Annotated in this window: 20 protein-coding genes; 16 read left to right on the top strand and 4 right to left on the bottom strand. The window is 72.1% G+C overall.

Going from position 1 to position 20,098, the window contains the following annotated elements; all coding sequences use genetic code 11:
• The first annotated feature begins 96 nt into the window (after window positions 1–96).
• Window positions 97–945 (top strand): lytic transglycosylase domain-containing protein, encoded by an 849-nt coding sequence (locus ACRAKI_RS03400; protein WP_447005587.1) that lies wholly within the window; start codon window positions 97–99, stop codon window positions 943–945.
• 72 nt (window positions 946–1,017) lie between these two features.
• Here ACRAKI_RS03400 and ACRAKI_RS03405 read toward each other — a convergent pair whose 3' ends face one another.
• The 3 genes from ACRAKI_RS03405 to ACRAKI_RS03415 all read right to left on the bottom strand — a co-directional run bounded on the left by ACRAKI_RS03405 (window position 1,018) and on the right by ACRAKI_RS03415 (window position 2,559).
• The gene (locus ACRAKI_RS03405; protein ID WP_447005588.1) at window positions 1,018–1,368 is read right to left on the bottom strand and encodes a DUF6968 family protein; all 351 of its coding nucleotides are present in this window, start codon (window positions 1,366–1,368) and stop codon (window positions 1,018–1,020) included.
• A complete protein-coding gene (locus ACRAKI_RS03410) occupies window positions 1,365–1,742 on the bottom strand; it encodes a tetratricopeptide repeat protein (RefSeq protein WP_184927613.1) in 378 nt (125 codons plus the stop codon). The genes ACRAKI_RS03405 and ACRAKI_RS03410 overlap by 4 nt, the downstream gene beginning before the upstream one ends.
• Window positions 1,743–1,833: 91 nt before the next feature.
• Window positions 1,834–2,559 carry an alpha/beta fold hydrolase gene (locus ACRAKI_RS03415; protein WP_447005589.1) on the bottom strand — a complete coding sequence of 242 codons (726 nt, stop codon included), beginning with the start codon at window positions 2,557–2,559 and terminating at the stop codon, window positions 1,834–1,836.
• A gap of 110 nt (window positions 2,560–2,669) precedes the next feature.
• On the opposite strand from ACRAKI_RS03415, the gene eno reads away from it, so the two are divergent.
• The 10 genes from eno to ACRAKI_RS03465 all read left to right on the top strand — a co-directional run bounded on the left by eno (window position 2,670) and on the right by ACRAKI_RS03465 (window position 13,677).
• Window positions 2,670–3,956, top strand: coding sequence for a phosphopyruvate hydratase (gene eno, locus ACRAKI_RS03420; protein ID WP_447005590.1), 1,287 nt, complete (start codon window positions 2,670–2,672; stop codon window positions 3,954–3,956).
• Window positions 3,956–4,708: a septum formation initiator family protein gene (locus ACRAKI_RS03425; protein ID WP_447005591.1), complete on the top strand. Its 753-nt coding sequence runs from the start codon at window positions 3,956–3,958 to the stop codon at window positions 4,706–4,708. The genes eno and ACRAKI_RS03425 overlap by 1 nt, the downstream gene beginning before the upstream one ends.
• Complete coding sequence (locus ACRAKI_RS03430; protein ID WP_447005592.1) at window positions 4,705–5,196, top strand: DUF501 domain-containing protein; 492 nt, start codon at window positions 4,705–4,707, stop codon at window positions 5,194–5,196. Before ACRAKI_RS03425 ends, ACRAKI_RS03430 begins: the two co-directional genes overlap by 4 nt.
• A gap of 162 nt (window positions 5,197–5,358) precedes the next feature.
• Entirely contained in the window at window positions 5,359–6,828 is a 1,470-nt protein-coding gene (locus ACRAKI_RS03435) for a lytic murein transglycosylase (protein WP_447005593.1), read from the top strand.
• A 148-nt stretch (window positions 6,829–6,976) separates the two neighbouring features.
• On the top strand, window positions 6,977–7,927 hold the full coding sequence (locus ACRAKI_RS03440; protein WP_447005594.1) for a Ppx/GppA phosphatase family protein: 951 nt from the start codon (window positions 6,977–6,979) through the stop codon (window positions 7,925–7,927).
• 140 nt (window positions 7,928–8,067) lie between these two features.
• A complete protein-coding gene (locus tag ACRAKI_RS03445; protein WP_447005595.1) occupies window positions 8,068–9,690 on the top strand; it encodes a peptide ABC transporter substrate-binding protein in 1,623 nt (540 codons plus the stop codon).
• 87 nt (window positions 9,691–9,777) lie between these two features.
• The gene (locus ACRAKI_RS03450; RefSeq protein ID WP_447005596.1) at window positions 9,778–10,701 is read left to right on the top strand and encodes an ABC transporter permease; all 924 of its coding nucleotides are present in this window, start codon (window positions 9,778–9,780) and stop codon (window positions 10,699–10,701) included.
• Window positions 10,694–11,593, top strand: coding sequence for an ABC transporter permease (locus ACRAKI_RS03455; RefSeq protein WP_447005597.1), 900 nt, complete (start codon window positions 10,694–10,696; stop codon window positions 11,591–11,593). Before ACRAKI_RS03450 ends, ACRAKI_RS03455 begins: the two co-directional genes overlap by 8 nt.
• A 34-nt stretch (window positions 11,594–11,627) precedes the next feature.
• The gene (locus ACRAKI_RS03460) at window positions 11,628–12,689 is read left to right on the top strand and encodes an ABC transporter ATP-binding protein (protein WP_447005598.1); all 1,062 of its coding nucleotides are present in this window, start codon (window positions 11,628–11,630) and stop codon (window positions 12,687–12,689) included.
• Complete coding sequence (locus tag ACRAKI_RS03465; RefSeq protein WP_447008323.1) at window positions 12,682–13,677, top strand: ABC transporter ATP-binding protein; 996 nt, start codon at window positions 12,682–12,684, stop codon at window positions 13,675–13,677. Before ACRAKI_RS03460 ends, ACRAKI_RS03465 begins: the two co-directional genes overlap by 8 nt.
• Before the next feature lie 408 nt (window positions 13,678–14,085).
• On the opposite strand, the gene ACRAKI_RS03470 is transcribed toward ACRAKI_RS03465, so the two are convergent.
• Window positions 14,086–15,582, bottom strand: a complete 1,497-nt coding sequence (locus ACRAKI_RS03470) for a S10 family peptidase (RefSeq protein ID WP_447005599.1) — start codon at window positions 15,580–15,582, stop codon at window positions 14,086–14,088.
• A gap of 30 nt (window positions 15,583–15,612) precedes the next feature.
• On the opposite strand from ACRAKI_RS03470, the gene ACRAKI_RS03475 reads away from it, so the two are divergent.
• From ACRAKI_RS03475 to ACRAKI_RS03495, 5 genes are all read left to right on the top strand, one after another.
• Complete coding sequence (locus ACRAKI_RS03475; RefSeq protein WP_447005600.1) at window positions 15,613–16,320, top strand: uracil-DNA glycosylase; 708 nt, start codon at window positions 15,613–15,615, stop codon at window positions 16,318–16,320.
• Window positions 16,321–16,468: 148 nt separating this feature from the next.
• Window positions 16,469–17,125 (top strand): DUF4129 domain-containing protein, encoded by a 657-nt coding sequence (locus ACRAKI_RS03480; protein ID WP_447005601.1) that lies wholly within the window; start codon window positions 16,469–16,471, stop codon window positions 17,123–17,125.
• Complete coding sequence (locus ACRAKI_RS03485; protein ID WP_447005602.1) at window positions 17,122–17,586, top strand: hypothetical protein; 465 nt, start codon at window positions 17,122–17,124, stop codon at window positions 17,584–17,586. Before ACRAKI_RS03480 ends, ACRAKI_RS03485 begins: the two co-directional genes overlap by 4 nt.
• Before the next feature lie 89 nt (window positions 17,587–17,675).
• Entirely contained in the window at window positions 17,676–18,620 is a 945-nt protein-coding gene (locus ACRAKI_RS03490; RefSeq protein WP_447008324.1) for an AAA family ATPase, read from the top strand.
• Entirely contained in the window at window positions 18,617–20,020 is a 1,404-nt protein-coding gene (locus ACRAKI_RS03495; protein WP_447005603.1) for a DUF58 domain-containing protein, read from the top strand. Before ACRAKI_RS03490 ends, ACRAKI_RS03495 begins: the two co-directional genes overlap by 4 nt.
• The last annotated feature ends 78 nt before the right edge of the window (window positions 20,021–20,098 follow it).

Genomic DNA, 20,098 nt, shown 5'->3' on the forward strand with positions numbered 1-20,098 from the left:
GAGCGGAGGCGGAGCCCGGGGTGACCCAGCGGTACGGGGACGTAGTGCTGCGTGATCGTCGTCTTCGCCGGCGCGAAGAGCACGTAGCCTGGCTTCGTGGTCGTCCCGCCCCCGCCGAAGACCGAGCCTCGCCCTCCGGGTCGTGGCGATGCCGGCAACCTCGTCGGACGCCTGGCGCTCGTGCTGCTCCTGCTCGCCTTCGTGGCGGGCGGGGCCTGGGCGCTGGGCACGTTGAACCGGTCCGGGCCCAGGACGGCCGTGGACCCGCCGTTCCCCGTGCCGTTCCAGGAGGTGCAGCCCGGTGCCGCGGCGCCGGGGGCGGGCGGCCAGGTGCCGACGTCCGGCGAACCGCAGGCCTCGCCCACCCCCGGTGTCGAACCGCTCGACGAGTGGGCCGCGTCGCTGTCGGACAAGATCGACGTCCCGGCCCGCGCCCTGCGGGCGTACGCCGTCGCGGACCTGATGATGCGGGCGGAGGACCCGGCGTGCCGGATCTCGTGGGCGACGCTGGCCGGTATCGGCCGCATCGAGTCGCACCACGGCACCATCGGCGGTCGGGAGCTCGGTGAGGAAGGACGGCCGTCGAGACCGATCGTCGGCATCCCGCTGGACGGCTCACCGGGCGTGAAGGCGATCGCCGACAGCGACGGCGGCGTCCTCGACGGCGACACCACGTGGGACAGGGCGGTGGGGCCGATGCAGTTCATCCCGACCACCTGGGCGCGGTACGCGGTCCGGGCGAACGGGGACGGCCGGAACCCGGACCCGCAGAACATCGACGACGCGGCGCTGGCGGCGGCGCGGTACCTCTGCTCCGGCGGCCGTGACCTGGGCACCGGCGCGGGGTGGTGGTCGGCCGTGCTGGACTACAACAACTCGACCGAGTACGGCCAGAACGTCTACAGCGGCGCCGACGCCTACGCCCGCGCCAGCCTCACCGGCTGAGTCGACCACGACAGCCGGGTCGAGCACGCCTGGAGCGGTCGATCAGGGCGGTAGCGCCGGTCTTGCCGGGGTCTACGTGCGAGGGTCGGCGGGCGGGACCGGGGTCGGGGTGACCGTGAGGCCCAGGTCCGGGAGGCCCAGCCAGTCGAGGTCCACCGAGGCCGCCTTCGCGCGATCCGCCAGCTCCAGCCGCACGCGGTACACGCTCAGCAACAGGGCCTGCAAGGAGTCGACGCCGAACGACGCGCCGACGGTCTCCTCGCCCAGCCCCACGATCTGGTGCGGGCAGCGCCAGTCACCGTGGGAACTCAGCGGGTCCGGGTGGGGCCTGCCGATGCGGACCACGACCTGCGTGCGGCTGCCGTCACCGGCGGCGCACTCCACCTGCCGTTCGGCCACGACCTCGCCGAGTTCGTACGTCATCGGTCCCGTTCCACCGCGAGTCGTGCGCTGACCTCGCCCAGCGCCTCCTGGTACTCCGGTGACGGGTTCATCGCCGCAGCCATCCTGAGCTGCGTCAACGCCTCGGTCAACCGGTTCTGCCGCTGCAACGTCCGGCCCAGCGCGAACCGCGCGTAGTGGTCGCTCGGGTCGAACTCCAGCACCTTCAGGAACGCCGCCTCGGCACGCTTGAACTGGGCCGAACCCAGGTAGGCCCGGCCCGCGAGCAGCTGCACGCTCGCCCGTTCCGGCGCCGCTTCGAGCACGACGCGCAGCTCCCGCAGCGCCTCCAACGGGCGCCGGTCGGCGAGCAGCGCCTCGGCTCGGCGGAACGCCTCGAAGGTGCTGTCCGTCATGGTTCGATCAACGCTACCCGCGCACCCCGCCGCAGTTCGACAGCCGACCGGATGACGGGATCGGCGTGTCACCCCATGAGCCACCCACGAGTCACCCGACCAGCGCGGCGTGCAGCCGGTCGAGCACGGGCTTGATCGACGCGGGTCGCTCCACGTGGGCGTTGTGCCCCACTCCAGGCAGGACCATCCCGCTCGCCTGAGCCTCCCTCAGGTGCTCCGGCGGGCACATGTGGTCGGCCTCGCCCGCGGCCAGCACCACCGGCGCCTTCGCCACCGCCAGCAACCCCGCCACGTCCGGCGCGCCCACCCCGAAGGCCGCCGGATCCAGCGCCGCCCGCCACCCGGCCTCCCCACCCGAGCCCACCTCGACCACGCCGTCCTCCAACGGCACACCGGCCAGCTTCCCGGCCCACGCCGACGCCTCCGCCCGCGTCCCGAACACCCGCGCCGGCCGGGCCGCCATCGACGCCGCCCGCTCCAGCTCCTCCGCCGTCCACCGCAGCTTGATCCCCACCCCGCCGGCGGCCCGCACGTCCACCCCGAACCACCCGCTGGCCAGCGTCAACGCCACCACGCCACCCAGCGAGTGCCCCAGCACGGCCACCGGTCCGGCCGGGACCACCGACGCCACGGCAGCCGCGAACGCCCCGAACGAGTACCGGTCCAGCGCCGGAGACCTCCCGTGCCCCGGCAGGTCCACCGCCAACCACGACCCCGGCCACGACTCCGCCGCCCCGCGCCACACCGATCCGGTCGCACCCAGCCCGTGCAGCAGCACCAGCAACGGCCCGTTCCCACCCCGCGTCACGTGAACCACGCGTGAAACCCCTTCCCGCTGACGCCCCGACGAGCGAGCCGGGGCCGTTCCACACCTTGCACCAACTAGGCTCGGCGCAGATGCACAGATGGTCTGACGAGGGAGCGCACGTGGCGGTCATCGAGCAGGTCGGCGCCCGCGAGATCCTGGACTCGCGCGGCAACCCGACCGTCGAGGTTGAGGTCGCGCTGGACGACGGAACGCTGGAGCGCGCCGCGGTGCCGTCCGGGGCGTCCACCGGCGAGCACGAAGCGGTGGAGCTGCGGGACCGCGACGCCAGGCGCTACCTCGGCAGGGGAGTGGAGCGCGCGGTCACGGCCGTGCTCGACGAGATCGGTCCCGAGCTGGTCGGCATCGAGGCAGTCGAACAGCGCGTGGTGGACCAGAAGCTGGTCGACCTGGACGGCACCCCCGACAAGTCCCGCCTGGGCGCGAACTCGATCCTCGGCGTGTCGCTGGCGGTGGCGAAGGCGGCGGCGACCTCCAGCGGCCTGGAGCTGTTCCGGTACATCGGCGGCCCGAACGCGCACGTCCTGCCCGTGCCCATGCTCAACATCCTCAACGGCGGCGCGCACGCCGACACCGACGTGGACATCCAGGAGTTCATGATCGCGCCGATCGGCGCGGAGAGCTTCCGCGAGGCCCTGCGCTGGGGCGCCGAGGTCTACCACGCCCTGAAGTCGGTGCTGAAGTCCAAGGGCCTGTCCACCGGCCTGGGCGACGAGGGCGGCTTCGCGCCCGCGCTGTCGAGCAACCGGGCCGCGCTCGACCTGATCCTGGTCGCGATCGAGAAGGCCGGCTACACCCCCGGCCGGGACGTCGCGCTCGCCCTGGACGTGGCCGCCACCGAGTTCCACTCCGACGGCGCCTACACGTTCGAGAAGACCAAGCGCAGCGCCGAGCAGATGACCGGCTACTACACCGAGCTGGTCAACGCCTACCCGCTCGTGTCGATCGAGGACCCGCTGTCCGAGGACGACTGGGACGGCTGGGTGCAGCTGACCGCGGAGCTGGGCGAACGCGTCCAGATCGTCGGCGACGACCTGTTCGTGACGAACCCGGAGCGGCTGGAGGAGGGCATCTCCCGGCGCGCGGCGAACGCGCTGCTGGTGAAGGTCAACCAGATCGGCACGCTGTCCGAGACGCTGGACGCGGTCTCCCTGGCCACCTCGTACGGCTACAAGTCGATGATGTCCCACCGCTCCGGCGAAACCGAGGACACCACGATCGCCGACCTCGCGGTGGCCACCGGCGTCGGCCAGATCAAGACCGGCGCGCCCGCCCGCGGCGAGCGCACGGCGAAGTACAACCAGCTCCTGCGCATCGAGGAGGCCCTGGGCGACGCCGCGCGGTACGCCGGCGACCTGGCCTTCCCGCGGTACACGCCGGAGAGCTGATGGCGCCGCGGGAACGGGATCCTCGGCGTGGCCGCGACGCCACGCCGAGATCCAGCCCTGCCGCCGGCCGGGACCGCAAGGCAGCCGATCGCAAAGCCGGTGACCGCAAGGCGGCCGATCGCAAGTCGGCAGGCGGCCCGGCAGCGGGCCGGAAGGCAGGGGACCGCAAGGCCGGGGAGCGCACCGCCGCCGAGGGCGGAACCGCTGGTCGCAGGGCTCACGGCGCGAGTCCGGCCGACCGCGGGACCGGGCGGGCCGGCTCGGCGGGGCGCAAGGCCTCCGGCGCCAAGGCCTCCGGCACGAGGCCGCAGGCCCGGCCGCCCGCGCGCAAGCCGCAGTCGAAGGCCCGGACCAGGGCCGGCGCGGGCACCGGCGGCGCGTTCGGCATGACCGGCACCCGGCGGGCCGCGCTGCTGGCGATGGTGGTGTGCGCGCTGGCGCTGAGCATCGCCGTGCCGCTGCGGACGTACCTGGCGCAGCGCGAGGAGCTGCGCGGGATCACCGCCTCGCACGAGACCCTGCGCGCCGAGGTGGCCCAGCTGGAGCAGCGCAAGCGCGAACTGGCCGACCCGGCGCACGTGGAGGCCGAGGCACGGCGCCGGCTGCACTACGTGCGGCCCGGTGAGACCCCCTACATCGTGCAGCTCCCCGGCGACGCGGAGCGCGAACTGGACGAACAACGACCGGCCGCGAAACCGGCCCAGGACAAGGCGTGGTACGAGCAACTGTGGGATTCGGCGGCAGCGCGATGACGGTCAGTGACGAGGACAGGGCGGCGGTGACGGCGCAGCTGGGACGCGCGCCGCGGGGGATGCGGGAGGTCGCCGCGCGGTGCCCCAGCGGGCACCCGGCGGTCGTGCAGACCAACCCGCGGTTGGAGGACGGCACCCCGTTCCCGACCCTGTACTACCTGACCTGCTCGCGGTTGAACTCGTTCGTCAGCAGGCTGGAGGGCGCCGGGCTGATGAAGGAGATGACCGACCGGTTGGCCGCGGACGAACAGCTGGCCGAGCACTACCGGCGGGCGCACGAGCTGTACCTGGCCGAGCGCGACGCGATCGAGCCGCTGGGCACGACCGTCACCGCGGGCGGCATGCCCGACCGGGTCAAGTGCCTGCACGTCCACGTGGCGCACTCGCTGGCAGCGGGCCCCGGCGTGAACCCGTTCGGCGACGAGGCGCTCGACAGGCTCGCCGAGTGGTGGCCGAGCGGTGACTGCGCGTCAACGGTGAAGAACTGACTCCAAGGGCAGTTCTTCGGACATCCGGGGGCACACGGCAGTGACACCGCCGTTCGGATCAGGCACTCTGGGTCTCGGCGGGTAACGACTATTGGGGAGTTCGTGGCTGTGCCGAAGAGCAAACGTCGCGTGCGGAAGCGGGCCAAGGTCCATCCGGGCACGATGACGCCACGGCAGTGGGGGTTCGCCGCGACGGCGACCGCCGCCATGCTCATCCCCGCCCTCCTGCACGGCGCGACACCCGTCGACTGGGTCAACCTGTCGAACCAGTCCGGCGTCGAGGCCATCCCACCCGGCTCCGGTGACGTGCTCGGCACGCTGGCGCTGAAGGACGGCGACGGCCTGGGCGCGACCGGCCGACTGCCCGAGACCGACGAGCTGAGCGCGGCGCTGCTCGACGCCGCCGACGACCCGTCCGAGTTCGAGGACGAGCTGCCCCCGTTGGACGGCGGCTTCCTGCGCGAGGGCCAGCACGGCATCCCCGGCGTCATGCTCGAGGCCTACATGCGCGCGGCGGACCGGCTGGCCCGCACGACGCCCGGCTGCAACCTCGACTGGCCGCTGCTGGCGAGCATCGGGCGCAGCGAGTCCGGGCACGCGCGCGGCGGCCGGGTCACCGAGGACGGCACCACGGTTAGCCCGATCGTGGGGCCGGTGCTCGACGGCTCGCCCGGCGTGGCGGCGATCCCGGACACGGACGGCGGCCGTTTCGACGGTGACCGGACGTGGGACCGGGCCGTGGGCCCGATGCAGTTCATCCCGTCCACGTGGGCCGGCTACGCGGCCGACGGCAACGGCGACGGCCAGAAGAACCCGAACAACATCTACGACGCCACCGTCGGCGCGGGCAACTACCTGTGCGCGTACGGCTCGGACCTGAGCGATCCGGTGCAGCGCGCGCGTTCGGTGTTCCGGTACAACCACTCCGAGGAGTACGTGCGGACGGTGCTGTACTGGGCCGACGCCTACTCGAAGGGCATCACCCCGCTGCCGGACATGGTCGGCTCGGACGACGACTACGGCCCCGGCCCCGGCAACCCGGCGTACAACCCCGGGCGGCCCGGCGCCACGCCTCCCGGCACGACACCCCCGGGCACGACACCCCCGGGCACCACGCCTCCCGGCACGACGCCGCCGTCGCACGGCACGACCACCCCGCCGACGACCACGACGCGTCCCGGGACGACGGTGCCGCTGACCCCGACGCCGCCGTCGTGCCCCACGACGCCGACGGAGACGACGACCACCACGCCCACGACCACGCCGACGACGACGACGCCGCCGACCACGACGACACCCTCCGTGCCGCCGGGCTGCCCGACGCCGACCACCACCACGACGCCCACGACGACTGAGCCCACGACGACGACCACGCCGACGACGACCGGGTCCAGCTCCCCGTCGGCGACGTCCGAGTCGCCGGTGACCACGTCGTCCGCGGTGACGACCACGGAACGGACGACCTCGGCCGCCACGACGACGCCGGAGTCCACGACTCCGCAGGCGACCACCCCAGAGGCGACCACCCCAGAGGCGACCACGGCGGGCAGCAGCACGCCGGCCGGCACCTCCGGCGACCCGGTCACCTCCGCCGAGCCGTCGCCGACCACCTCGTCCATGCAGCCGAACTGAGCCGTCCCGGAGCCGCCAGCCCTTCCCGGACCCGCTCACCCGGCCCAGCCGAAGCCGGACCCCGGCGGCCCGCGTCACGGGCAGGTCCGGGCCGTGCGGCGACTACTGTGCTGGGAGCAGCACCCACCGGCAGGGAAGGAAACCGGGCATGGCACGCGTGGCCGCGATCGATTGCGGGACCAACTCGATCCGGCTGCTGGTCGCCGACGTGACCACTTCGGACAGTGGCGAGCGGTGGCTGCGCGACGTGCACCGCGAGATGCGGGTCGTCCGACTGGGACAAGGGGTGGACGCCACCGGCGAGCTGCACCCCGACGCCATCGCCCGCACCCGCGCCGCGCTCCTCGACTACACGAACGTCCTGCGCCGCAAGGGAACCGAGCGCGTCCGCATGGTGGCGACCTCCGCCACCCGGGACGCCGCCAACAAAGACGCGTTCTTCGACATGACCCGCGAAGTCCTGGGCGTCGAAGCCGAAGTCATCACCGGTGACGAGGAGGCCCGCCTCTCGTTCACCGGCGCGGTGTCCGACCTGGACGCGGACGAAGGCCCCTTCCTCGTCTCCGACATCGGCGGCGGGTCGACCGAACTCGTCCTCGGCACGTGGAACGGCGTGCGCGGCGACGTCGAGGCGGCCCGGTCCGTGGACATCGGCTGCGTGCGGCTCACCGAACGCTGCCTGCGCGGCGACCCGCCGACCGAAGCCGAAGTGGACGAAGCGGTCCGGGTGGCGCGCGACGTCCTGGCCGAGGCGTTCGAGGCGGTCCCCACGGCGAAGACCAAGACGTGGATCGGCGTGGCCGGCACCGTCACCACCCTCGTCGCGCTCACCAAGGACCTGCCCCGGTACGACCCGACCGAGATCCACCTGGCCCGGATCGGCCTCGACCGGATCCGCGAGACCACCGCGAAGCTGCTCACGATGAGTCACGACGAGCGCGCGGCATTGGGGCCGATGCACCCCGGTCGGGTGGACGTGATCTGCGGTGGCGCGTTGATCGTCCGCGCGCTGGCCGACCACCTGGAGTCGCGCGGAGTGACGGAACTCGTCTCCAGCGAACACGACATCCTCGACGGCATCGCGTTTTCCGTCGCCTGAAGCTGTCAACTGGGATTGATCGTGATCAAGCCGTGACGCCGTCACCGGTATGGCCCACGTCACCGTCCGAATAGCGTTCCTCTCACGCTGTGAAAGCGGTCGACTCTGCTCGGTTACACCCGATCAGGTGGGAGGACCCATTGTCACGTGCACGATTAGTCCCCGCCGCCGTCGCGGTCGCTCTGGCCGCGACCGCCTGCGGCGCGGCAGACACCCCGGCGGCCTCGAACACCGAAGCCGGCATCACCATCTTCAACACCGAGCCGGAGAACCCGCTCGTCCCCGGCAACACCACCGAGGTCGGCGGCAGCCGGGTCCTCGACCCGATGTTCACCGGCCTGGTCGAGTACCGCGCGGAGGACGCGCAGCCGGTGAACGCGATGGCCGAGTCGATCGACACCACCGACTCCAAGGTCTTCACCGTCAAGATCAAGCCCGGCTGGCAGTTCCACGACGGCAGCGCCGTCACCGCCAAGAGCTTCGTGGACGCCTGGAACTGGACCGCCTACGGCCCCAACGCCACCCAGGGCGCCAGCTTCTTCGCCCAGATCGACGGCTTCGACGCCGTCCACCCGAAGGACCCGGACGGCCCCGACGGCCCGCAGGAGCCGCCGGCCCCGACCGCGGAGACCATGTCCGGCCTGGAGGTCGTGGACGACCACACGTTCACCATCACCCTGTCCGAGCCGTTCGCCGTGTTCCCGGTGACCATCGGCTACGAGGTGTTCGCGCCGCTGCCCGAAGCGTTCTTCGAGGACCGCGAGGCCTTCGAGGAACACCCGATCGGCAACGGCCCGTTCAAGTACGTCTCGCGCACCGTCGGCACCGACATCAAGCTGACCCGCTACGACGACTACAAGGGCAACGACAAGCCCAAGTTCAAGGACCTGACGCTGAAGGTCTACCAGAGCCGTGAATCGGCCTACGCGGACCTCGTCGCGAACAACCTGGACTTCCTGGAGGAACTGCCGCCCAACGCGCTGGCCGGCCGCCAGTACGAGACCGACCTGGGCGAACGGGTGGTGCAGCGCGAGACGCTGAACAAACAGACCATCGCGTTCCCGCTGTACCTCAAGCCCTACGACAACGTCGAGCTGCGCCGCGCGATCTCCATGGCGATCAACCGCGAGGAGATCACCCGGGTCATCTTCGAGGGCACCCGCAAACCCGCCGACGGCTGGGTGCACCCGCTGATGAAGGGCTACCAGCCCGGCCAGTGCGGCGAGTTCTGCACGTTCAACCCGGAGAAGGCCAAGGCCGCGCTCGCCAGGTCCGGCTACACCGGCGAGGTCGTGCTGCTGTCCAACACCGACAGCGGCCACACGGAATGGGCCGAGGCGGTGGTCAACAGCCTCAAGAACACCCTCGGCATCGAGGCCAGGTTCGTGCCGTCCACCAGCTTCGGCGAGTTCCGGCAGAAGGTGAACGCGCACGAGATGACCGGCATGTACCGGGCGGGCTGGATCGCCGACTACCCGTCGATCGAGAACTGGCTCACGCCGCTGTACCGGACCGGCTCGTCCTCCAACGACGGCGGCTACTCCAACCCGGCGTTCGACGCCAAGCTCGCCGAAGCCGACAAGGCGCCCAGCGAAGAGGAAGCGATCGAGCTGTACCTCGAAGCCGAGCGGATGCTCGCGGAGGACCTGCCCGTCCTCCCGCTGTGGACGCAGAACACCATCGCCGGCCGCTCCGACCGGCTCAAGGTGGCGAACCTCGACCCGTTCCGCACGCTGGACCTCTACACGGTCGAAGTGGCCTAGCACCAGGGGTTCCGCGCACCGGGGTTTCGCACGGGCCGGTCCGGGTGGCAGGCCACCCGGACCGGCCCCGCCCGAGGGGAGTGCTCGTTGGGGCGTTACGTCCTGCGCAGGCTGCTGCAGATGGTGCCGGTGTTCGCCGGCACCACGTTCCTGATCTACGCCCTGGTGTGGGCGGTGCCGGGTGACCCGTTCGAGGGCAAGTGCGGTGAACGGGACTGCCCGGCCTCGTACGTGACGGCGATGCGGGAGAAGTTCAACCTGGACGACCCGCTGCTCGTCCAGTACGGCAAGTACCTGCTCGGCCTCGTCCAAGGCGACTTCGGCGTCACCTCGTCCGGGCTGGAGGTCGGCGACCGGATCGCGGCGGCGTTCCCGGTGACGGTGAAGCTCGCCCTCGTGGCGCTGCTGGTCGAGGCCGTCATCGGCATCACCGCCGGTGTCGTCTCGGGCCTGCGCAACCGCGGGTTCCTGGACAGCCTGGTGCTGGTGTCCACGCTGTTCCTCATCTCCATCCCGGTGTTCGTCACCGGGTACGTGGTGCAGCTCGTGTTCGGGCTGCAACTCGGCTGGATCTCGCCGACGGTCACCACGCCGACGTTCGGCAACCTCGTCGTGCCCGGGTTCGTGCTGGCGAGCCTGTCCATGGCCTACGTGGCGAGGCTCTCCCGCGCGAGCATCGCGGAGAACCGGCGGGCCGACTACGTGCGCACCGCGTTGGCGAAGGGCCAGCCGACGCGGCGGGTGGTGGGCGTGCACCTGCTGCGGAACTCGCTGATCCCGGTGGTCACGTTCCTGGGCACGGACCTCGGCGCGTTCCTCGGCGGCGCGATCGTCACCGAGGGGATCTTCAACGTGCCCGGCGTCGGAGGCCTGGTGTTCCGGTCGATCCTGACCAAGGACGGCGCGATGGTGACCGGCGTGGTCACCGTGCTCGTGCTGGTGTACCTGCTCATGACGTTGCTGGTGGACCTGCTGTACGCGGTCTTGGACCCGAGGATCCGCTATGACTGACCAGATCGCTTCGCTGGTGGCGGAACGGCCGCGCGGGCTGTTCGGGGACGCCTGGCACACGTTGCGGCGGCGGCCGTTGTTCTGGGTGTCCGTGTCGTTGATCGCGCTCATGCTGTCGATGGCGCTGTTCCCGGGGCTGTTCGCGTCCGGCGACCCGAACCTGGCCGACCTGTCGCGGTCGCGTGGCGCGCCGTCCGCCCAGGCGTGGTTCGGGTACGACAACCAGGGCTACGACATCTACACGCGCGTCGTCCACGGGGCACGGGCGTCGATCGTCGTCGGTGTGCTGGCGACGTTGGGCGTGGTGCTCGTCGGGGCGTCGGTCGGGATGCTGGCCGGGTTCTACGGCGGGTGGCTGGACGCCGTGGTGTCGCGGATCGCGGACGTGTTCGTCGGCGTGCCGTTCGTGCTGGGCGCGATCGTCATCCTCACCACGTTGAACGCCGGCGGTCACGCGGGACCGGTGCGGATCGTGGCGCAGGTGGTGCTGTCGATCTCGGTGCTGTCGTGGCCGGTGGCGATGCGGATCATGAGGTCCACGGCGATCGCGGCCAAGCAGCAGGACTACGTGAAGGCGGCGCGGGCGCTGGGCGCGTCCTCGGCGCGGATCATCGGCAAGCACATGCTGCCCAACTGCGTCGCGCCCGTGCTGGTGTACTCGACGATCGCCTTGGGGGCGTTCATCGGGGCCGAGGCGACGTTGTCGTACCTCGGGATCGGGCTGCGGCAGCCGGTCGTGTCGTGGGGCGTGATGATCAACAGCGCCAAGGACTACCTGCGCGTCGCGCCGCACGCGTTGCTGTTCCCGGCCGGTTTCCTGACCGCGACCGTGCTGGCGTTCGTGATGCTGGGCGACGCGGTGCGTGAAGCCCTCGACCCGAAGCTGCGTTGATCTGCTGGGACTGGATCCTTCTGGGGAGGTTTTTGTGCTGCTGGAGGTCGAGGACCTGCACGTGGAGTTCCGGACCCGGGACGGGGTGGCGCGCGTGCTGAACGGCGTGAGCTACCACGTGTCGGCGGGCGAGACGTTGGCCGTGCTGGGCGAGTCCGGGTCGGGCAAGAGCGTGACCGCGCAGGCGATCATGGGGATCCTCGACACCCCGCCGGCTTTCGTGACGCGGGGGTCGGTGCGGTTCCGCGGTGAGGAGCTGCTGCCGGCCTCCGCCGAACGCCGTCGTGCCGTGCGCGCCTCAGGCGTGGCGATGATCTTCCAGGACGCGCTGTCGGCGTTGAACCCGGTGTTCACGGTGGGGTTCCAGATCGAGGAGCAGCTGCGGGTGCGGCGCGGGATGAGCCGGGCCGACGCGCGGGCGCGGGCGATCGAGCTGCTGGACCTGGTGCGGATCCCCGGTGCGCGGCAACGGGTTCGGGAGTACCCGCACCAGTTCTCGGGCGGGATGCGGCAGCGGGCGATGATCGCGATGTCGCTGGCGCTGGACCCCGAGGTGCTGATCGCGGACGAGCCGACGACGGCGCTGGACGTGACCGTGCAGGCGCAGATCATGGACCTGCTGGCGGAGATCCAGCGCGAGCGGCGGATGGGGTTGGTCCTGATCACGCACGACCTCGGGGTGGTGGCGGAGGTGGCGGACCGGATCGTGGTGATGTACGCGGGGCGGATCGTGGAGCACGCGGACGCCGTGTCGCTGTTCCGGTCGCCCGGCCACCCGTACACGGCGGCGTTGATGCGCTCGCTGCCCCGGTTGGACTCGAAGGGGACGGCCCTGGAGACGATCCGCGGGCTGCCGCCGAGCCTGCTGCGGATCCCGCCGGGATGCCCGTTCCACCCCCGGTGTCCGCGGGCGGAGGACATCTGCGGGACGCACGTGCCGTCGGCGGTGCGGCTCGGGTCCGGGCGGACCAGCGCGTGCCACTTCGCGGAGGAGGTCGTGGCGGGATCCGGTGTCGCGGGATCTCGTGGAGCCGGTGGTTCTGGTGGTTCTGCTGGAGCTGGTGGGGCCGGGGGAGTCGGTGGTCCTCGTGCCTGAGCTGCTGGAAGTGGTGGACCTGGTGAAGCACTTCCCGGTGACGCGGGGGGTGGCGTTCCGGCGGACCATCGGGCAGGTGCGGGCGGTGGACGGCGTGTCGTTCACGTTGGGCGCCGGGGAGACGCTGGGGGTGGTCGGCGAGTCGGGGTGCGGCAAGTCGACCCTCGCCCAGGTCCTGATGCGCCTGGAACCGCCCACGTCCGGGGCGGCGTACTTCGAGGGTGAGCCGATGTTCTCGCTCCGGGGCGCCGCGCTGCGGAGGTGGCGGCGGGAGATGCAGATCGTGCTGCAGGACCCGTACACCTCCCTGAACCCGCGGATGACCGTGGGGGACATCGTGGGTGAGCCGTTCGAGATCCACCCGGAGGTGGCGCCCAAGGCGTCGCGGGCCGGGCGGGTGCGGGAGCTGCTGGACGTCGTCGGCCTGAACCCCGAACACCTCAACCGGTACCCGCACCAGTTCTCGGGTGGGCAGCGGCAGCGGATCGGGATCGCGCGGGCGTTGGCGCTGCGGCCGAAGGTGATCGTCTGCGACGAGCCGGTGTCGGCGCTGGACGTGTCGATCCAGGCGCAGGTGATGAACCTGCTGGCGGAGCTCCAAGGTGAGTTCGGGCTGTCGTACGTGTTCATCGCGCACGACCTGTCGGTGGTGCGGCACCTGTCGGACCGGGTGGCGGTGATGTACCTGGGGAAGATCGTCGAGCTGGGGACCGAGGAGGAGATCTACCAGCACCCCACGCACCCGTACACGCAGGCGCTGCTGTCCGCGGTGCCGGTGGCCGACCCGACCCTGCGCGGCAGGCGGGACGTGATCCGCCTGACCGGCGACGTTCCGTCCCCCGTGAACCCGCCCTCCGGCTGCCGCTTCCGCACGCGGTGCTGGAAAGCGCAGGACGTGTGCGCCGCGGAGGAACCGGCCCTGATCACCCGCGTGGGCGGGCACCCGAGCGCGTGCCACTTCGCCGAGGAACGCTCCGTCGTCCCCTGACCACGGCCTTTCCCGGCCGCCCAGACCGCCGTGCCCCCGACCGCCTTGGCCGTCAACTCGTCCGGTCCGCCGGGTCGCGCGGTCGTGAGCCTGGTCCCTGCCCGGCCGATCTCACTCCGGTCGACCGGGCAGGGACCGGGGCGGGTTCGCGGTGTTCGGCGGGTGTCCGCTGTGCCTGGTCCGCTATCCCTGCCTACCGCTACCGCTACCGCTACCGCTACCGCTACCGCTGTCGCCTGTTCTCCTACGGGTCCGCCGTGTGCGCCGCCTCCATGTTTCCGGCAACGCATCGGATGATGCCATTCATACCGCCCGCGCCCGGTTTAACACGTCAGGGTGATCTCGAGGAATCCTGCGGACTCCCTTCACACCCTGGGCGTGTCCCGCGCGACCTAGCGGTTCGAAGACCTAGCGGTTCGAAGCGGATTGGACGAAATCGGCCAGGTCCTTCGACTGCTGCACCCGCGACGGCTCATGGACGTACATCATGTGTCCCGCGGGGTAGTAGGCGGCTTCGATGTTGGCGTGCAGTTCGTCCGGGATCTTCAGGTGTGCCACCACGTGCTCCGCAGCGTAGTACGGCGTCGCACCGTCGAGGTGCCCGTACGCGATGTGCACCCGAAGGTGCGGGTTGGCGCGCATCGCCGATGCCAACTTGTCCGCCACCGTCACGTGCACCCCCTCGAACTCCTTGAAGGACCAAGGCCGCACGTTCATCGTCAGGATCTCGTACGGCAGATCGTTCTCGTACTCCAACTCCGCCCGCACGTAGTGGTTCAAAGCCGCCGTGTAAGGCCCGAGGATCGCCGAGTACGACGGGTCCTCGCCGAAGTGCTCCCGCCCGTAATCCGCGTCCGGCCCGGTGAACCGCGAGTCCAACCGCCCGACGACCTTCCGCTCCGACCGCAGCAACTCGGTGAAGAACCGCACGTGCTCGATCCGCAGGTTCACCCGGTCCACGTAGTCCTCGCTCAGACCGGTGAGCGCGGCCAGCCGCGCCACCACGTCGGCACGCTCCTCAGTGGACAGCCGGTTACCGCGCGCCAACGCCCACGGGTAGTCCCGCGACGCGAACTCCTCCGCCTCCGCCAGCACGTCATCGAGCTCACGCGACCCGTGCAGCCCGTGGTAGTGCGCGATCGCCGCGTACGTCGGCAGGAACAACGTGTGCGGCAGGTCGTTGCCCTCGCTGAAGTCCAGCGTGGCGAAGTCCAGCACCGACGAGATCAGCATCAGCCCGTTGAGGTACATGCCGTACCGGGACTGCAGGTACTCGGCCAACCCGGCCGCCCGCGTCGTCCCGTACGACTCGCCGGCCAGGAACTTCGGCGACATCCAGCGCCCGTTGCGCGACGTCCACAGCCGGATCACCTCGCCGACCGACTCCAGGTCGCCCTGGAACCCGTGGTACTCGCCGGGCTTCTCGCCCTTCACCGCCCGCGAGTACCCCGTGGACACCGGGTCGATGAACACGAGGTCGCTGTGCGCGAGCAGCGTCTCGGCGTTGTCGACCAGGTCGTACGGCGGCGGCGCCATCTCGCCGACGTCACCGGACACGACCCGGCGCGGCCCGAGCAGCCCCAGGTGCAGCCACACGCTGGACGACCCCGGCCCGCCGTTGAACGCGAACGTCACCGGCCGCTTCGCCGGGTCAGCCCCGTCCAGCGTGTACGCGGTGACGAACACCTCCGCCTTCGGCTGGTGCCCGTCGAACTTGCCCTCGGTCAGCACCTCCTGCCGCAGCACCACCCGACCGGTGGTCGTGGTGTAGTTCAGCTTGCGGCGCTTGACGGTAATGCTGTGCGAGGTGGTGACGAGGTCGTCGGCCGGGAGGTCCCGCTCGTCGCCGGGCTGGTCCTTGGCGTCCTTGGCGGCCTGCTCGTCGCCGTTGTCCTTGTCGGTCATGCTCGAACTCTACGATCGGAGTCGCGCTCCTTGCTCCCGCTGTCCGCTCTTGACGAACGGGTTACCAATTGCCGCACCTGCCCGCGGTTGGTCGCGTGGCGCGAGGAGGTGGCGAGGGTGAAGCGGGCGGCGTTCCGGGACCAGGAGTACTGGGGACGTCCGGTGCCCGGCTTCGGTCCGGCGGACGCCTCGCTGGCCATCGTCGGCCTGGCCCCGGCCGCGCACGGCGCGAACCGCACCGGCCGCATGTTCACCGGCGACCGCTCGGGCGACTTCCTGTACGCGGCGATGTACGAGGTCGGGTTGGCGACGCAGCCGACGGCGACCCACGTCGGCGACGGCCTGGAGCTGATCGGCACCCGCATCACGGCGCCGGTGAAGTGCGCGCCGCCGGAGAACAAGCCGACCCCGGAGGAACGCGACAACTGCCGTCCGTGGCTGATCAGGGAACTCGAACTGCTCCGCCCGACACTGCGCGCGGTGCTCGTGCTGGGCGCGTTCGGCTGGCAGGCGCTGCTCCCGGTGCTGGCCGCGTGCTGGCAGGTTCCCCGTCCACGTCCGGTCTTCGGCCACGGTGTCCGGGTCGCGCTGCCCGCCCAGGACGACGGCCCGCCCCTGCACCTGTTCGGCTGCTACCACGTGAGCCAGCAGAACACGTTCACCGGCAAGCTCACCCAGTCCATGCTCCAGGACGTCCTGCGTGCGGCGTCGGAGGCCGCAGGCCACCCGAAGAGGTGACACCAGGAACGCAGGCGTCCGCGGTTCCGCGAAGTGCGCTGTTCCGTGTGCACCTGGCCCACCCCGGAGATCCCTGCCGGGTAGGCCAGTCGGTCGTCTTCGCGCGAACCGCACGCGCCGACCCGGAGGGACCAGGCATCCTGGGCTCATGAAGCCCCGCCTCGCGCTCGTCCTCGCGGTGGGGTCGGCGCTCGTGCTGGTGGCGCTCGCCGCGCGCGGGACGTCGCCGGTCCGGTTCGCGGAACGGCCGGTCGACGTCGACGAGACGGCCGCGCCGCCCGCCGCGTCGGTCGACCCGTTCGACACCGAGGTGGGCGGGTCGACGGCGGCCGGGTCGCTGCTCGTCGTCCTGATCGTGCTGGTCGTGGTGGCGGTGATCGGCGTGGTGGCGCTGCTGCTCTCGTTCGGCGTGTTCCGGCGCGAGCGGCGGCGGGGGGTGGGGGTGGCGGTCGACGCGCCCGAGCTGGAGGACGGCCGGGCGGAGCCGTCGGTGATCTTCGTCCGAGGTGCGGCGGACGCGCTGGAAGCGTTGCGCGACCAGGCCGGCCCGCCCGGTGACGCGGTGATCGCCGCCTGGCTCAGCCTCGAACGGGCCGCCGAGGACAGCGGCGTGCCACGCCGGGACCACCAGACGCCGACCGAGTTCACCGGCGACCTGCTGCGCCGCTACCGGGTGGACGAGGCCGCGGCGGGCACGCTCAAGGGGGTCTACCAGCGGGCGCGGTTCGGGACGGCCGAGGTGTCGGCGGCGGACGCCCGCACGGCCACCGAAGCGCTGGCGCGCATCGTCCGGGACCTCCGGTGACCCCGCTGGTCGGCATGGCCCGAGCGACGACGCTGGCGGTCGCCGTCGCCGCTGTCACCGCGTTCGTGCTGAACCGCGTGGGCTCGCCGTGGCACTGGGCGGTGCTGATCGCGTTGCCGGTCGGCGCGCTGGCCCTGCTCGTGTCCCGCCTGCCCCGCGCGACCGACGTCGTCTGGACGCCCCTGCCCGCGACCGTCTCCACCGCCACGTCCGTGCAGGCCGGCACGCTCGCGAGCCGGTTCGCCGAGGCCGCCGTCGACCAGGACCGGTTCGTCACCCGCGTCCAGCCCCGGCTCCGGCGGCTCGCGGAGGCGCGGTTGCGCCAGCAGCACGGCGTGCACGGCCTCCAGGACCCGCGGGCGCGCGAAGTGCTCGGCGCCGACCTGCACCGCCTGCTCACCGACCCGACCGCACCGCTGCCCGAGCCGTCGAAGCTCGCCGACCTCTTGGAGAACCTGTGACCCCGGGCAACGAATCGACCGCGGGCAACGCGGAGAACGCCGAGAACGCCGAGAACGCGGAGAACCAGCAGCACGCGGAAGTCGAGACGATCGCCGCCGAGGCGAAAGCGGTGCTGGCCGCCGTCGGCACGGTCGTCGTGGGGCGGGAACGGTCCCTGCGGCTGGCGTTGGCGGCGGTCCTCGCGGGCGGTCACGTGCTGCTGGAGGACGTGCCGGGCCTGGGCAAGACGCTGATGGCGCGGTCGCTGGCGCAGGCGTTGAAGCTGGACTTCAAGCGACTCCAGTGCACCCCCGACCTGCTGCCCGCCGACGTCACCGGCTCGTTCCTCTACAACCCGGGCGACCGCGAGTTCACGTTCCGCGAAGGCCCGCTGTTCACCGGCCTGCTGCTGGCCGACGAGATCAACCGGACCCCGCCGAAGACCCAGTCCGCGCTGCTGGAGGCCATGCAGGAACGGCAGGTGACGGTCGAGGGCCGCACGTTCCCGCTGCCCCGCCCGTTCCACGTGCTGGCGACCGCGAACCCGGTGGAGTACGAGGGCACGTACCCGCTGCCCGAGGCGCAGCTGGACCGGTTCCTGCTCCGGCTGGACATCGGCTACCCGCCGCCCGACGAGGAGGTCGAGGTGCTGCGCCGCAGGCTCACCCGGCAGCGCGAGGAGACCGAGGTGGGGGCGGTGCTGGACGCGCGACGGCTCCTGCGGCTACAGCACGGCGTGGAGCAGGTGTCGGTGGACGACGACGTGCTCCGGTACTGCGTGGACCTGGCGTCCGCGAGCCGCCGCCACACCGCGGTCGAGGTCGGGGCGTCACCGCGCGGCGCGCAGGCGTTGGTGCTGGTGGCGCGGGCTCTGGCGGTGCTCGACGGGCGGGACTTCGTGCTCCCCGAGGACGTCAAGGAGTGCGCCGTCGCGGCTCTCGCGCACCGCATCACGCTGCGCCCGGAGACGTGGACGTCCGGCGTCACCGGAGTGGAGGTCGTGACCGAGCTGCTGGGTCGCGTGCCCGGCCCGGCGAGCACCCGCTCGTCATGACGAGGGCGCAGCGGCTCCGCGAAGCGCTCACCAGCGGGCGCGGGGCGCACTGGCACCCCACCGACGCGCTGGTGCGCGGTCTGGCGCTGGGCGTCGGGATGGTGGTGCTCGGCGGGCTGCTGCACGAGGTGGTGCTCGTCCTGCTCGGCGCGCCGCTGCTGATCTCCACGCTGCTCGCCCTGGTCACGCCGGTCACGGGCACGCCGGCGGTCACGGTCCGCGGCCTGCCCCGCACGGGTGAGATCGGCGCGGCCAGGTCGCGGGTCTCGGTCGACCCGGGCGCGGGCGCCGAGGTGCTGGCGATCCGGCTGCCGGACCCCGCGGCGGGCGGTGTCGGCCCGGTGCACCTGATGCCCGCGACGGCACGGGAGATCGACGTCGTGCTGCGCCGCGACGCGTGGGGCGAGGGCGTCGACCTGCGACCGGACCACCTGGTGGCCGGGCCGGACGCGTTGTTCGTGCACGGTCCGATCACCGCCGTCGAACGCGGTCGGGTGATCCTGCCGCCGGTGGAGGCGCTGCCCGCCGGTCTGCTGCCCGCGCGGGCCGTGGGCCTGGTCGGCGCGCACCGGGCGCGGCGGCCGGGCGACTCGGTGGAGCTGCGCGACATCCGGGCGTTCCAGCCGGGCGACCGGCTGCGGCGGATCGACTGGCGGGTGTCGTTGCGGAACAGCGCGATGGCCGGCACCGCCGAGGGCACGAACCTGCACGTCCGGGAGCACCACGCGGAGGCGGACGCGGACGTGGTGCTGGCGTTGGACACGCGGCAGGACGTCGGCGCGGAGCTGGGGGAGTGGGCTACGCCGGCGCGGGCGACGACCGTTCACGCGCCGGGCAGGTCGCTCGGGGAGTGGTCGCCGGCGTCGCGCGGGACGACGGTCCGCCCGGGAGGCAGCCTGGACCTGTCGGTGCGCGCGGCGGCGTCGTTGGCGGCCGGGTACCTGCGGCAGGGCGACCGGGTGAGCCTGGTCGACCTGGGCCGGCCGCAGCTGGGCGCGCGTCCGGGCGTCGGGCGGCGGCAGATGCTGCGGCTGCGCAACCAGCTGGTGGTGTGCGCGCGGTCGGCGGGGTGGGCTCAGCGGCCCGTGCTGCGGCCGGAGCAGGTGCCGCACGGCGCGCTGGTGGTGGTCCTGTCGCCGTTCTTGGACGCCGAGGTGGTGGAGCTGGCGGTGCACGCCGCGCGGCGCGGGAACCTCGTGCTGGCGGTGGACGTGCTGCCGCAGCCGTTGCGGCCCGATCCGGAGACGCCCTGGGGCGCGAGCGCGTTGAAGGTGATCAGGCTGGAGCACGACGTGCGGCTGGAGGCGATGCGGCAGCACGGCGTGGCCGTCGTGCCGTGGGGCGCGCCGATCGGCGGAGTGCTGCGGCAGGTCCGGACCGGGCGGCGGCTGTCCCGGTGACCCCGGCCCTGCCCGTGACGCCGCCGCTGCCCGTGACGCCGCCGGCGAACCCGGCCGTGTGCCCCTGCCTGCCCACTC

This window comes from Saccharothrix isguenensis, from assembly GCF_052936305.1.

Excerpts from the sequence above, each read along its gene's own strand:
- ACRAKI_RS03405 (WP_447005588.1), bottom strand. The coding sequence starts at position 1,368 with ATGACGTACGAACTCGGCGAGGTCGTGGCCGAACGGCAGGTGGAGTGC.
- ACRAKI_RS03410 (WP_184927613.1), bottom strand. The coding sequence starts at position 1,742 with ATGACGGACAGCACCTTCGAGGCGTTCCGCCGAGCCGAGGCGCTGCTC.
- ACRAKI_RS03425 (WP_447005591.1), top strand. The coding sequence starts at position 3,956 with ATGGCGCCGCGGGAACGGGATCCTCGGCGTGGCCGCGACGCCACGCCG.
- ACRAKI_RS03430 (WP_447005592.1), top strand. The coding sequence starts at position 4,705 with ATGACGGTCAGTGACGAGGACAGGGCGGCGGTGACGGCGCAGCTGGGA.
- ACRAKI_RS03435 (WP_447005593.1), top strand. The coding sequence starts at position 5,359 with ATGACGCCACGGCAGTGGGGGTTCGCCGCGACGGCGACCGCCGCCATG.
- ACRAKI_RS03440 (WP_447005594.1), top strand. The coding sequence starts at position 6,977 with ATGGCACGCGTGGCCGCGATCGATTGCGGGACCAACTCGATCCGGCTG.
- ACRAKI_RS03455 (WP_447005597.1), top strand. The coding sequence starts at position 10,694 with ATGACTGACCAGATCGCTTCGCTGGTGGCGGAACGGCCGCGCGGGCTG.
- ACRAKI_RS03470 (WP_447005599.1), bottom strand. The coding sequence starts at position 15,582 with ATGACCGACAAGGACAACGGCGACGAGCAGGCCGCCAAGGACGCCAAG.
- ACRAKI_RS03480 (WP_447005601.1), top strand. The coding sequence starts at position 16,469 with ATGAAGCCCCGCCTCGCGCTCGTCCTCGCGGTGGGGTCGGCGCTCGTG.
- ACRAKI_RS03495 (WP_447005603.1), top strand. The coding sequence starts at position 18,617 with ATGACGAGGGCGCAGCGGCTCCGCGAAGCGCTCACCAGCGGGCGCGGG.